Consider the following 13,179-nt stretch of genomic DNA (forward strand, 5'->3'; position numbering starts at 1 on the left):
GTAAAAATAACCGACGTATCTAAAAAATGTGAACGTGTGGCTGGTCTTTATTTAAACGATGATCTTCGCAATGGCGCATTAATGGCTGACATTGGCGGTTCGTTGATCGGGTTGTGCGCGGTGAAAGGCTATATTTCTTCCGTTGGGGGAAGTATGTCAGAGGCATTCTGGTATTATACCGGGTGCATGTAAATCCGGGGTGGGCAGAAAGCCCACCCTCGGTTTATTGCCTTTATCGTGGATTAGGGATGCGAGATAAAGCGAGAAAGGCGTTGCAGTAGTAACCGGTTTTCTTCGCGCAGCCGTGAATTCTCTTCCAGCAGCGTTAACGCGACCGCGATCCCAGGCCAGTCGAGCGCCAGCTCCTCACGTAAGCGTAGCGCGCGTTGTACCACGCTCGCTGCGCGATCGTCGAATTGCCAGTCGGCGTTATCGTCTTCGTAAGGCTCAATTACGCCAAGTCCGACGATTTCGTTTAGCTCCTCTTCCGTCACGCCGGTGTGCAAACAAAATTCGGTGATGGTAAAGGTGACAGTGATGTTAGCCATTATGCTTTCCCCCATTGCTGGCGTGGGTCAAAGGACGACTGCGCGTCCGCCAGTTGTTGCCACAGGGCAGCTGTTTTCTCGTCAGGTTTCGGCGGCATAACGATTTTGATGATGGCATAGAGATCGCCAGTGTGCTTTTTACTGGCTAATCCTTTTCCTTTGATACGCAGCCGCTGACCTGCCTGGCTACCGGGGGGAATGGTCAGCAAAATACGCTCTTTAAGCGTTGGCACAGACACCTTAGCGCCGAGCGCCGCCTCCCATGGGGCAAGCGGAAGGACGACTTCCAGATCCTGATTGACAATATCAAAGAGCGGATGCGGGGCAATATGGATAACGAGCCATAAATCGCCATTAGGTCCGCCGTTTTCCCCCGGCGTGCCCTGGCCTTTCAGTCTGATTCGTTGCCCGTTGCTGACGCCAGCCGGGATTTTCACATTCAATGTCTTGGGAATTTCCCGCTCCACCAGGCCGAACGCGTTATAAACGGGGACGGAATAGCTAATCGTACGCTGGTGCTCTTCCAGCGTTTCTTCCAGGAATACCGCCACTTCAATTTCGATATCATGACCGCGTGCGGCGTGGCGGTGATGCGAATGGCGACCGTGCTGACCAAAAATAGACGAGAAAATATCATCAAAATCTTCAGCGTTATACGGCTGGCCTTCGTGTTGCTGGAACTGGCGATTAAATTGTGGATCGTTACGGTGTTGCCATAACTGGTCATACTCGGCGCGCCGTTGCTCATCACTCAGCACTTCCCATGCTTCAGCAACCTCTTTGAAACGGGCTTCGGCATCGGGTTCTTTGCTGACATCTGGATGGTACTTGCGGGCCAGTCGGCGATAGGCGGTCTTAATCGTCTTGAGATCGTCCGTCGGTTTCACGCCCATAATGGCGTAATAATCCTTAAGTTCCATAGCATCATCTCGCTAAATCAATACATACAGAAGGGACCCCAAAAAGGTTTCTCCACTAAGTGTAGGGTAAACCTGAAAAGTGCGTATGAAAACACCAGTTATATCATTAGTAAGAATAAATTACGTTGTTCGACTATCAGAAGGTTGCGCAGCGCGCCGACATAACTTTACAGGGGAAAGGTTGCCAAAACCGCGCCAGTGGCTAAGATAACTCGCGTTAAACAGTGAGGGCGCAATGGCGAAACAACAACGGATGGGCTGGTGGTTTCTTTGCCTTGCATGTGTCGTGGTAATGGTTTGTACCGCGCAACGCATGGCGGGCCTGCACGCCTTGCAGATGCAGGCGACGGCCTCTGCTGCGGTGGTCAGCGCTCCCTCCTCGACAGATGACGGCTCGCCGGTCACCCCCTGCGAATTAAGCGCCAAGTCGCTGCTGGCGGCGCCTCCGGTACTCTTTGAAGGCGCTATCCTTGCGCTTTGTCTACTGCTTTCCTTACTGGCGCCTGTCCGGGTCATGCGCCTGCCGTTTTCGCCTCCACGGGCTATTTCGCCGCCCACATTACGGGTACATCTACGATTTTGTGTCTTCCGTGAATGACAGACCGGTTATTGCTAACGGTTAATTACTCATTCACGGAGAAAAAATATGATGATTTTGTTCAGGCGGATACTGTTCTGCCTGTTATGGCTTTGGCTGCCCGTCTCCTGGGCGGCGGAAAGCGGCTGGCTGCGTTCGCCCGATAACGACCATGCCAGCATACGGCTACGTGCCGATACGTCCGCTAACGGTGAGACCCGGCTGTTGCTGGATGTCAAACTGGAAAACGGCTGGAAAACCTACTGGCGCGCGCCGGGGGAAGGGGGCGTGGCGCCCTCTATCGCCTGGAAAGGCGACATGCCTGAGGTAAGCTGGTTCTGGCCAACCCCCTCGCGCTTTGATGTGGCGAATATCACCACCCAGGGATATCACGACGAGGTGACCTTTCCGATGATCGTGCGCGGTACGCCGCCGGCGACCTTGCGCGGTGTGTTGACGTTATCAACCTGCAGCAATGTTTGTCTGTTGACCGATTACCCCTTTTCCGTGACGCCCACTGTGCAGAATGCCGATTTTGCCCATGACTATGCGCGGGCGATGGGTAAAGTTCCGCTCCGCAGTGGACTAACGGACTCGCTTGACGTCGGCTATCGCCCGGGAGAACTGGTGGTCACTGCTACGCGAGCGGCGGGCTGGTCATCGCCCGGGCTCTATCTTGACACCGTAGATGACGTCGATTTTGCGAAGCCTCGTCTGCGCGTAGAGGGCGACAGGTTACAGGCGACGGTGCCGGTGACGGACAGTTGGGGCGAAAAGGCGCCCGATTTGCGCAACAAATCGCTGACCCTCGTGTTAGCCGATGGCGCTATCGCCCAGGAGAGCACGCAAACCATTGGCGCTGCGCCAGCGCAAACGCCGGACAATGCGGCGCTACCTTTCTGGCAAGTTGTAATGATGGCGCTGATCGGCGGACTGATTCTTAATTTAATGCCCTGCGTACTGCCGGTTCTGGGCATGAAGCTTGGCTCTATTTTATTGGTAGAGGAAAAAAGCCGCTCTCACATCAGGCGACAATTTTTGGCTTCGGTCGCCGGTATCATTGCGTCATTTATGGCGCTGGCGGCGTTTATGACCCTCCTTCGCCTGTCAAACCATGCGCTGGCCTGGGGAGTCCAGTTCCAGAATGTATGGTTTATTGGTTTTATGGCGCTGGTGATGTTGTTGTTTAGCGCCAGCCTGTTCGGGCTTTTTGAGTTCAGGCTTCCCTCATCTATGACCACGAAACTGGCCACTTACGGCGGTAACGGTATGTCGGGACATTTCTGGCAGGGGGCATTCGCCACGCTGCTGGCGACGCCTTGTAGCGCGCCGTTTCTGGGCACGGCGGTCGCGGTGGCGCTCACGGCGTCGCTGCCGACGCTGTGGGGGCTGTTCCTTGCGCTTGGCCTGGGAATGAGCGCGCCGTGGCTACTGGTCGCGATACGACCAGGGCTTGCGCTACGTTTACCGCGCCCCGGGCGTTGGATGAATGTCCTGCGCAGGATCCTCGGTCTGATGATGCTGGGGTCGGCTATCTGGCTGGCGACGTTACTCCTGCCGCATTTCGGCTTCACTGCGTCAAAGAGCGCGCAAGACACGGTTCAGTGGCAACCGTTGAGTGAACAGGCAATCCAGTCGGCGCTGGCGCAGCATAAGCGGGTATTTGTCGATGTCACTGCGGACTGGTGTATTACCTGTAAAGTGAATAAATACAACGTCCTGCAAAAAGAGGATGTGCAGGCCGCCTTGCAACAGCCGGATGTTGTGGCGCTGCGGGGAGACTGGACGCTGCCGTCCGATGCCATTACAGATTTTCTGAAAACGCGCGGCCAGGTCGCCGTGCCGTTTAATCAGGTATATGGCCCCGGCTTGCCGGAAGGGGAGGCACTGCCCACTTTGCTGACCCGCGATGCGGTATTACAAACGTTGAAAAAAGCGAAAGGAATAACCCAATGAAATACATGATTGTTTTACTGCTGGCGCTGTTTTCGACGCTGAGCATCGCGCAAGAAACCGCTCCTTTTACGCCGGATCAGGAAAAGCAGATTGAAAATCTGATCCATGCGGCGTTGTTTAACGATCCTGCCAGCCCGCGGATAGGCGCTAAACACCCTAAGCTGACGCTGGTGAACTTTACGGATTACAACTGCCCGTACTGCAAACAGCTCGATCCGATGCTGGAAAAGATTGTGCAGAAATATCCTGACGTTGCGGTCATTATTAAACCGCTGCCATTCAAAGGAGAGAGCTCCGTACTGGCGGCGCGTATTGCGCTGACCACCTGGCGCGATCATCCGCAACAGTTCCTCGCGCTACATGAAAAACTCATGCAAAAGCGCGGTTACCATACGGATGACAGTATTAAACAGGCCCAGCAGAAAGCAGGGGCTACGCCAGTGACGCTGGATGAAAAAAGCATGGAAACGATACGCACTAATTTGCAGTTGGCAAGGCTGGTCGGCGTGCAAGGAACGCCAGCGACGATCATTGGCGACGAGCTGATTCCGGGCGCGGTGCCCTGGGATACGCTGGAAGCGGTGGTGAAAGAAAAACTGGCGGCTGCCAATGGCGGGTAAACTGCGGCGTTGGCTGCGTGAAGCCGCGGTTTTTCTGGCGCTCCTCATCGCGATAATGGTGGTCATGGACGTCTGGCGCGCGCCGCAGGCGCCTCCGGCGTTTGCCACGACACCATTACGTACGCTGACGGGAGAGTCGACAACTCTGGCGACATTGAGCGAAGAACGCCCCGTACTGCTCTATTTTTGGGCCAGCTGGTGCGGGGTATGCCGCTTTACTACGCCTGCGGTCGCTCGCCTGGCGGCTGAAGGGGAAAACGTCATGACCGTTGCGCTCCGCTCCGGCGATGACGCTGAGGTTGCCCGCTGGCTGGCGCGCAAGGGCGTTGACTTCCCGGTCGTCAATGATGCTAACGGCGCCTTATCCGCTGGCTGGGAAATCAGCGTGACGCCAACGCTGGTGGTGGTTTCACAAGGTCGGGTTGTGTTCACCACCAGCGGCTGGACCAGCTACTGGGGCATGAAGCTTCGGCTATGGTGGGCAAAAACGTTCTGAATATGCGCCGGGGTTTCCCGGCGCTAACGCGTTTACTGTAAGAAAAACCCCCGTTTTGCGAAATCGTTCCCGGAAAAATGATCCATTTCTGTCACACTCAGAACGATTTGATAACAACAAGAGGTCATAGGGATGAAAAAATCATTACTCGCTGTTGCTGTGGCAGGGGCTGTTTTGTTGTCATCCGCCGTACAGGCGCAGACAACGCCGGAGGGTTATCAATTACAACAGGTGCTGATGATGAGCCGCCATAATCTGCGGGCGCCGCTGGCGAATAATGGCAGCGTACTGGCGCAGTCGACGCCGAACGCCTGGCCGGCGTGGGACGTTCCCGGCGGGGAACTGACGACGAAAGGCGGCGTGCTGGAAGTCTATATGGGACACTACACACGTGAATGGCTGGTCGCGCAGGGGCTGATACCGTCGGGAGAATGTCCGGCGCCCGACACGGTATATGCCTATGCGAATAGTTTGCAGCGCACCGTCGCCACCGCGCAATTTTTCATTACCGGCGCTTTCCCCGGCTGTGATATTCCTGTTCATCATCAGGAAAAAATGGGCACTATGGACCCTACCTTCAATCCGGTAATTACCGATGATTCCGCCGCGTTCCGGCAACAGGCCGTACAGGCGATGGAAAAGGCGCGTAGTCAGCTACATCTTGATGAGAGTTATAAACTGCTTGAGCAGATAACGCATTATCAGGACTCGCCGTCCTGCAAAGAGAAGCATCAGTGTTCGCTAATCGACGCGAAAGATACCTTCAGCGCGAACTATCAGCAAGAGCCTGGCGTGCAGGGGCCGCTTAAAGTAGGGAACTCGCTGGTGGATGCGTTTACCCTGCAATATTACGAAGGGTTTCCGATGGATCAGGTCGCCTGGGGCGGGATCCACACCGATCGGCAGTGGAAGGTGCTGTCAAAACTGAAAAACGGCTATCAGGACAGCCTGTTTACCTCACCCACGGTGGCGCGCAATGTCGCTGCGCCGCTGGTGAAATATATCGATAAGGTGCTGGTTGCCGATCGCGTTAGCGCGCCGAAGGTTACCGTGCTGGTGGGGCATGATTCCAATATCGCGTCGCTGCTGACGGCGTTGGATTTTAAACCCTATCAGCTCCATGACCAGTATGAGAGAACGCCGATTGGCGGTCAGCTTGTCTTCCAACGCTGGCATGACGGCAACGCTAACCGGGATTTGATGAAAATCGAGTATGTCTACCAGAGCGCCCGGCAGTTACGTAACGCGGAAGCGTTAACGCTCAAATCGCCCGCGCAAAGGGTAACCCTGGAACTGAAAGGATGTCCGGTGGATGCGAACGGCTTCTGTCCGCTGGATAAGTTCGATAACGTCATGAACACTGCTGCAAAATAGCCATATGCCCCCGCGCAGGCGGGGGCGTTTGTGTTATACGTTTTTACGTTCGATGATTTGTTCGCCCCAGAAGAGCGAGTCTTTGTCCGTTTTCTCAAAGGCTTTGATCAGCACCTCATCGCTACCTTCTTCCCATATTTTTTCTGCCAGTTTCTCGTCATAGTGAGCGACTTCAAAAATGGCTTCGGCAATTTCCGGCGACGTATTACGCAGGCTTGCCCATTCGCCGACGCGGTGCGCTTTTGCTTCTTGAGTTGGCATTCGAATCCTCCTGTTGAAGATTAGCCGTTGAGTTTGACTGCCAGACCGGCGACGTATTCCCCCTGATAGCGAGCGATAGAGAGTTCCTCCTGGCTTGGTTGACGTGAACCGTCGCCTCCGGCGATAGTCGTTGCGCCGTAAGGCGTGCCGCCGCGAACCTGGGAGACGTCAAAGAGTTCCTGTGCGGCATAGCCTATCGGGACGATCACCATCCCATGATGGGCAAGAGTAGTCCAGGTCGAGGTGATGGTCTGCTCCTGGCCGCCGCCTGTTCCGGTAGAACTGAACACGCTGCCGAGCTTGCCGTATAGCGCGCCGGATGCCCACAGTCCGCCGGTTTGGTCCAGGAAGGTACGCATCTGGCCTGACATATTGCCAAACCGGGTTGGCGTACCAAAAATAATGGCATCGTAATCCGCCAGCTCCTGTGGGGTGGCAACCGGTGCGTTTTGCGTTTTACCGCCAGCTTTTGCGAAGATTTCAGGCGGCATTGTTTCTGGCACACGCTTTATAATGACCTCTGCGCCGTCGACTTTCTTTGCCCCTTCCGCCACCGCGTGCGCCATGGTTTCAATGTGTCCGTACATGGAATAATAGAGCACCAGAATCTTTGCCATTTGTACTACTCCTCAGATTAATCAGGTGTGTAGCGATTCGCTACGTCTATTTAAAGATATGCTCTCCTGTGAAGAGTGCAAATTTCAGCGCCATTTCTTTGATTTATAACAATAATTAATTTGGCGACCTTTGTTGCAAAATGATACATTTTTAAGCGCTTTGATTTTCCCAAATATAAGAATAACTTATTTATTTCTTATGGTTATTATTCTGCGTATTCGGCTTCCAATGTTGCAGAATATTTCGGTAAGCGGCCTACCACGACGTTTTTCACTATGCTTAATGTTACGCGGCGTTACTGATGATATCGTTCATACGCTGCGCGAGGAGATACTCCTCATTACCTATGCAATATGATGTCTAATCTATGACGGAGGTCAGTAATGGCAAACCATCGTGGCGGTTCCGGTAATTTTGCGGAAGACCGCGAAAGAGCATCAGAAGCAGGTCGTAAAGGTGGTCAGCACAGCGGGGGCAATTTTAAGAATGACCCGCAGCGTGCATCCGAAGCAGGCAAAAAAGGGGGCAAAAGCAGTAACCGTAATAGCTAGCCTGCGTCACAACAGCAAGACGCTGAGCGTTTCGCGCTAAAAAGCGTCATGCGCCACCGCCGCCGGATTTCCGGCGGTTTTTTTGTTTATAAGCCGGATTTGGTATGCTTGCGTCCTGACGAAAAGGAGAGGGCGCATGTCGCAACGCACAGAGAAAAAAATCGGAAAACGTTCGCAGGCCACCGGTGCAAAACGGCAGCTTATCTTAACCGCCGCGCTTGCCGTTTTTTCCCAGTATGGCATTCATGGCGCGCGTCTTGAGCAGGTCGCCGAGCGGGCTGGCGTCTCCAAAACCAATCTGCTTTATTATTATCCCTCGAAAGAGGCGCTGTATGTCGCAGTAATGCGACAGATCCTGGATGTCTGGCTGGCGCCGCTCAAGGCGTTTCGCGCAGAATTTTCCCCTCTGGAGGCCATCAAAGAGTATATCCGTCTCAAGCTGGAGGTTTCGCGTGATTATCCGCAGGCGTCGCGGCTCTTCTGCATGGAGATGCTGGCGGGCGCGCCGCTCTTAATGGAGGAACTGACCGGCGATCTAAAAGCGTTGATAGATGAAAAATCCGCGCTGATTGCCGGATGGGTGCACAGCGGGAAACTGGCGCCCGTTTCTCCGCATCATTTGATCTTCATGATTTGGGCCGCCACGCAACATTACGCCGATTTCGCCCCTCAGGTTGAAGCGGTAACCGGCGCGACGCTTCGCGATGAAGCCTTTTTCAACCAAACGGTCGAAAGCGTTCAGCGCATTATTATTGAAGGGATTCGCGTGCGTTAACCGGCTGGCGGCAGTGGGCAGCTCAAATCACCCTCTTCACATTGCAGCAGCGAGGCTAAAAACGCTTCGCGTTCGTTCGTTTTATCGGTCAGGCACTGGCTGGCGATCATGGGTTGCACGCTGCCGCCCTCCGTACCTGAGCGAATCAGAGCGCAATCGGCGTCCCGCAGGGCAATCCATGCCACCTGCGCTTTTTGCAACAGCTCGCGCTGCGGCGGTTGCGCACGCTTAATCGCGCTTTGATAGGTTTCGTTCAGCTTTTTATCTGCCGCCTGGTATTGCGCGGCGGCGCAGCGATTCATTTCCAGCTGCGTACTGGCGCTGGCACACTCATCGGCCAACGCCTGACTGCTGAACAACAACGCCGCGCAGGTAAGGAAAATTCGTTTCATACGGTCCTCTGACGCGAGTAAAAAGGCTCCATTGACGGAGCCTTAATTAACCACAGTATTAGCCAATTGTCATCAGGCTGGCATTACCGCCAGCGGCGGCAGTGTTTACGCTCAGCGAACGTTCAATATAGAGCCGTTCCAGCAGTATATTGCTTTCGCCGCGGGCGAACCCCTGTACCGACACTATCGCGCCTTCGCGGGCGGCGACGGCTTCGCACACGGTTCGCAGCTTGTCGGAGTCGCCGTGGAAAATCACCGCGTCAAACGGCTGCGCCATCAGCGTTTCCGCTTTCGCAAACTGGACACGCGCCGCAACGGCGGCGGGGAGACGTTTCGCCAGATCGCGGTGGAAGGCGTCGTCTGACCATAGCGCCTGACTGCCGACGGCGAGAACGGCGGCAAGCTGCGTCAACGCGTCCTGTTCGTCATCAGCCAGGCATAATACCCGTTCACGCGGCAACAGCGTCCAGGTATTACGCTCGCCGGTCGGTCCCGGTAGCAGGCGCTGCGTGCCGGCCTGCGCCAGATCGGCGAATTGTCGGCAGAGCGTCTGTAGCGCTGGACGATCCGCCGCCCATTGCGTCAGGGCGGTCAACGGCGCGAGTAGCGTGGTTTTAAGCTGCGCATCTACCGGGTAACGCGCATCCTGACGAGTCAGCGTCGTATTGAGCGCATTGGGCGGGCGGTGTGCCAGCAGGCGGTAGAGATAGAGCGGCCCTCCCGCTTTTGGCCCGGTACCGGACAGTCCTTCGCCGCCAAACGGCTGGACGCCGACGACCGCGCCCACCATATTACGGTTAACGTACAGGTTGCCGACATGGGCGGAACCGGTGACTTGCGCAATGGTTTCATCAATACGGGTATGTACGCCCAGCGTTAGCCCGTAGCCGGAAGCGTTAATCTGTTCGATAAGCTCCGCCAGTTGGTTACGGTTATAACGCACGACGTGCAGCACGGGCCCGAAGACCTCTTTTTCCAGTTCTGCGAAGTTTTCCAGCTCAATAAGCGTGGGCATAACAAACGTACCGGTCCGCCATTCCTGCGCATCATCGCTGTTTTCACGTGCGGCCTGGAAAACCGGGCGGCCTTTGGCGCGCATCGTCTGGATGTGACGTTCAATGTTGGCTTTGGCCTCGCTATCGATCACCGGCCCGATATCGGTCGTCAGACGGCCTGGATTCCCCATCCGACACTCCGCCATCGCGCCGCGTAACATTTTCAGCGTATGTTCGGCGATATCGTCTTGCAAACACAGCACGCGGAGCGCGGAACAGCGTTGTCCGGCGCTGTCGAAAGCGGAAGCCAGCACATCCACGACCACCTGCTCGGTGAGCGCGGAAGAGTCGACAATCATAGCGTTCATACCGCCGGTTTCCGCAATCAACGGAATAGGGCGGCCCTGGGCGTCAAGACGCGTGGCGATGTTGCGCTGCAACAACGTCGCGACCTCCGTGGAACCGGTAAACATCACGCCGCGTACACGCGCATCGGCGGTAAGCTGGGCGCCGACGGTTTCTCCCCGTCCCGGCAACAGTTGCACGACGCCCGGCGGTACGCCCGCTTCCAGCAAAATGGCAATGCCCTGGGCGGCAATCAGCGATGTCTGCTCTGCCGGTTTCGCCAGAACGCTGTTACCTGCCGCCAGCGCGGCGGCGATTTGGCCGGTGAAAATGGCCAGCGGGAAGTTCCACGGACTGATACAGACCACCGGCCCTAACGGGCGATGCGTTTCGTTATCGAAATCGTCACGTACTTGACCGGCATAATAATGGAGGAAGTCTACCGCTTCGCGCACTTCGGCAATGGCGTTGCTGAACGTTTTCCCCGCTTCACGCACCAACAGGCCAATCAACTGCTGCATTTGGTCTTCCATCAATACCGCCGCCCGCTGCAAAATAGCGGCGCGTTCTTGCGGCGGCGTCGCAAACCAAACCGGCGCCTGATTGACCGCGTTTTGCAATGCCTGTTCAACCTCGCTTTCTGTCGCTTCGCGTCCCCAGCCAACAATATCTTTCGGTTCCGCTGGGTTGATAACCGGCGTCATCTCACCGTCGGCCACCGGTTGTTCCAGCACAGGTTTGGCCTGCCATTTCTGCATGGCGTTGCTTAACAGGGCAGAAGAAAGCGAGGCGAGGCGATGTTCATTCGCTAAATCAAGTCCGGCGGAGTTTATCCGACCTTCGCCGTACAGATCGCGCGGCAGCGGAATTTTCGGATGCGGTATGCCAGCCTGACCTTCCTGCTGCGCCAGTTTTTCCACGGCCTCGACCGGGTCCGCCACCAGTTCATCTAGCGGTAGGGTGGCATCGGCGATACGGTTGACAAAAGAGGTGTTGGCGCCGTTTTCCAGCAGGCGTCGTACCAGATAGGCCAGCAGGGTTTCGTGTGTTCCCACCGGCGCGTAAATACGGCAGGGACGGTTAAGTTTTCCGTCCGCCACTTTACCGGTGACCTGTTCATACAGCGGTTCGCCCATGCCGTGTAGGCACTGGAATTCGTACTGACCCGGATAGTAATTTTGCCCGGCCAGATGATAAATCGCCGCCAGTGTGTGAGCGTTATGGGTCGCGAACTGCGGGTAGATCAGATTAGGGACGGCGAGCAGTTTTTTCGCGCAGGCCAGATAAGAGACATCGGTATACACTTTGCGGGTATAAACCGGATAGCCCTCCAGCCCTTCCATTTGCGCGCGTTTGATTTCGCTATCCCAGTAGGCGCCTTTTACCAGACGAATCATCAGCCGACGGCGGCTACGGGAGGCCAGATCGACTAAATAATCAATGACCAGCGGGCAGCGTTTCTGGTAAGCCTGGATCACAAAGCCAATGCCGTTCCAGCCCGCAAGTTCGGGTTCGAAGCAGAGTTTTTCCAGCAGATCGAGCGAGATCTCCAGACGATCCGCCTCTTCGGCGTCGATATTGAGACCAATGTCGTACTGGCGCGCCAGCAGCGTCAGGGATTTCAGGCGCGGATAAAGCTCCTCCATTACCCGATCGTATTGTGCGCGACTATAGCGTGGATGCAGGGCGGACAGCTTAATCGAGATGCCTGGCCCTTCGTAAATACCGCGACCGTTAGACGCTTTGCCGATGGCATGAATCGCTTGCTGGTAAGAGACCATATAGGCCTGCGCATCGGCGGCGGTTAACGCGGCTTCGCCCAGCATATCGTAAGAATAGCGGAACCCTTTCTCTTCCAGTTTTCGGGCATTCGCCAGCGCCTGAGCAATGGTTTCACCAGTCACGAACTGCTCGCCCATTAAACGCATCGCCATGTCGACGCCTTTGCGGATTAACGGTTCGCCGCTCTTGCCGATAATGCGGTTCAGCGAGCGCGAAAGATTGGCTTCGTTATGCGTTGAGACCAGTCGGCCGGTAAAGAGCAGCCCCCAGGTGGCGGCGTTTACAAACAGCGACGGGCTACGGCCAATATGCGACTGCCAGTTGCCATTACTGATTTTGTCGCGAATTAACGCATCGCGCGTAGCTTTGTCGGGAATACGCAGCAGCGCTTCCGCCAGACACATCAGCGCAACGCCTTCTTGCGAAGAGAGGGAAAACTCCTGCAACAGGCCTTGCACCATACCCGCGCGACCGCTGGCGGATTTTTGATTGCGCAATTTCTCCGCCAGTTGATACGCCAGTTTATGCGCCTGCTCAGCGACAGGCGGCGACAGGCGCGCCTGTTCCATTAGCATTGATACCGCATCGGTTTCCGGGCGGCGCCAGGCGGCGGTGATGGCGGCGCGAGAGACGGATTGGGGAAGAATCTGTTCGGCAAACTCCAGAAAGGGCTGATGCGGCTCATCCTGCGGCGCGACCGGCTCCTCGCTTTCATTTGCCGCGCCGGCAAACAGCGCAGGTAGCTCCGGTAGCGTATCGCTATTTTCCAGCTTGTCCAGATAGCTAAAGATTGCCTGTTTTATTAACCAGTGCGGCGTGCGATCGATACGCGACGCGGCCATTTTGATCCGTTCGCGCGTGGCGTCGTCCAGCTTAACCCCCATCGTGGTGGTTCCCATACCCTCTACTCCTGTTATTCGCTCTATCTGCTAACCAATAGTTAGCGGAAAATATCCACTATGTTGCAAC

At 55.8% G+C, this 13,179-nt stretch carries 13 protein-coding genes; 7 read left to right on the forward strand and 6 right to left on the reverse strand.

Features of this window, described 5'->3' with window-relative positions; all coding sequences use genetic code 11:
• Positions 1 to 242: 242 nt before the first annotated feature.
• Both cbpM and cbpA read right to left on the reverse strand, forming a co-directional pair.
• Positions 243 to 548 carry a chaperone modulator CbpM gene (gene cbpM / locus ACLJRS_RS01570; RefSeq protein ID WP_001284251.1) on the reverse strand — a complete coding sequence of 102 codons (306 nt, stop codon included), beginning with the start codon at positions 546 to 548 and terminating at the stop codon, positions 243 to 245.
• Positions 548 to 1,468: a curved DNA-binding protein gene (cbpA, locus tag ACLJRS_RS01575; RefSeq protein WP_000420603.1), complete on the reverse strand. Its 921-nt coding sequence runs from the start codon at positions 1,466 to 1,468 to the stop codon at positions 548 to 550. Before cbpA ends, cbpM begins: the two co-directional genes overlap by 1 nt.
• Before the next feature lie 235 nt (positions 1,469 to 1,703).
• Here cbpA and ACLJRS_RS01580 point away from each other — a divergent pair, with 235 nt between their 5' ends.
• The 5 genes from ACLJRS_RS01580 (at position 1,704) to agp (ending at position 6,491) form a co-directional block, all read left to right on the forward strand.
• Positions 1,704 to 2,066, forward strand: coding sequence for a copper resistance protein (locus ACLJRS_RS01580; protein WP_001118902.1), 363 nt, complete (start codon positions 1,704 to 1,706; stop codon positions 2,064 to 2,066).
• Between the two features lie 48 nt (positions 2,067 to 2,114).
• Positions 2,115 to 4,001 carry a protein-disulfide reductase DsbD family protein gene (locus tag ACLJRS_RS01585; RefSeq protein WP_000972963.1) on the forward strand — a complete coding sequence of 629 codons (1,887 nt, stop codon included), beginning with the start codon at positions 2,115 to 2,117 and terminating at the stop codon, positions 3,999 to 4,001.
• Positions 3,998 to 4,621, forward strand: a complete 624-nt coding sequence (locus tag ACLJRS_RS01590; RefSeq protein ID WP_000876687.1) for a DsbA family protein — start codon at positions 3,998 to 4,000, stop codon at positions 4,619 to 4,621. The genes ACLJRS_RS01585 and ACLJRS_RS01590 overlap by 4 nt, the downstream gene beginning before the upstream one ends.
• Complete coding sequence (locus tag ACLJRS_RS01595) at positions 4,611 to 5,117, forward strand: protein disulfide oxidoreductase (RefSeq protein WP_000907530.1); 507 nt, start codon at positions 4,611 to 4,613, stop codon at positions 5,115 to 5,117. The genes ACLJRS_RS01590 and ACLJRS_RS01595 overlap by 11 nt, the downstream gene beginning before the upstream one ends.
• A gap of 132 nt (positions 5,118 to 5,249) precedes the next feature.
• Positions 5,250 to 6,491: a bifunctional glucose-1-phosphatase/inositol phosphatase gene (gene agp / locus ACLJRS_RS01600; protein ID WP_000749193.1), complete on the forward strand. Its 1,242-nt coding sequence runs from the start codon at positions 5,250 to 5,252 to the stop codon at positions 6,489 to 6,491.
• Positions 6,492 to 6,524: 33 nt separating this feature from the next.
• Here the strand turns inward: agp and ACLJRS_RS01605 are convergent, their stop codons facing one another.
• Positions 6,525 to 6,752 (reverse strand): YccJ family protein, encoded by a 228-nt coding sequence (locus tag ACLJRS_RS01605; protein WP_001143125.1) that lies wholly within the window; start codon positions 6,750 to 6,752, stop codon positions 6,525 to 6,527.
• A gap of 20 nt (positions 6,753 to 6,772) precedes the next feature.
• The gene (gene wrbA / locus ACLJRS_RS01610; RefSeq protein ID WP_001062898.1) at positions 6,773 to 7,369 is read right to left on the reverse strand and encodes an NAD(P)H:quinone oxidoreductase; all 597 of its coding nucleotides are present in this window, start codon (positions 7,367 to 7,369) and stop codon (positions 6,773 to 6,775) included.
• Positions 7,370 to 7,753: 384 nt separating this feature from the next.
• Between wrbA and ACLJRS_RS01615 the strand changes: the two genes are divergently transcribed.
• Complete coding sequence (locus ACLJRS_RS01615; protein ID WP_001273663.1) at positions 7,754 to 7,921, forward strand: general stress protein; 168 nt, start codon at positions 7,754 to 7,756, stop codon at positions 7,919 to 7,921.
• Positions 7,922 to 8,057: 136 nt separating this feature from the next.
• Positions 8,058 to 8,696 (forward strand): HTH-type transcriptional regulator RutR, encoded by a 639-nt coding sequence (rutR, locus tag ACLJRS_RS01620; RefSeq protein ID WP_000083128.1) that lies wholly within the window; start codon positions 8,058 to 8,060, stop codon positions 8,694 to 8,696.
• Here rutR and ACLJRS_RS01625 read toward each other — a convergent pair.
• Together ACLJRS_RS01625 and putA are read right to left on the reverse strand one after the other, a co-directional pair.
• Positions 8,693 to 9,088, reverse strand: coding sequence for a lysozyme inhibitor LprI family protein (locus tag ACLJRS_RS01625; RefSeq protein WP_000821059.1), 396 nt, complete (start codon positions 9,086 to 9,088; stop codon positions 8,693 to 8,695). The genes rutR and ACLJRS_RS01625 overlap by 4 nt on opposite strands.
• 58 nt (positions 9,089 to 9,146) lie before the next feature.
• Positions 9,147 to 13,109 (reverse strand): trifunctional transcriptional regulator/proline dehydrogenase/L-glutamate gamma-semialdehyde dehydrogenase, encoded by a 3,963-nt coding sequence (gene putA / locus ACLJRS_RS01630; protein ID WP_000537495.1) that lies wholly within the window; start codon positions 13,107 to 13,109, stop codon positions 9,147 to 9,149.
• Positions 13,110 to 13,179: the final 70 nt, after the last annotated feature.

It is taken from the genome of Salmonella sp. SAL00670 (assembly GCF_046552235.1).
In the GTDB taxonomy this organism is placed as follows: Bacteria; Pseudomonadota; Gammaproteobacteria; order Enterobacterales; family Enterobacteriaceae; genus Salmonella; species Salmonella enterica.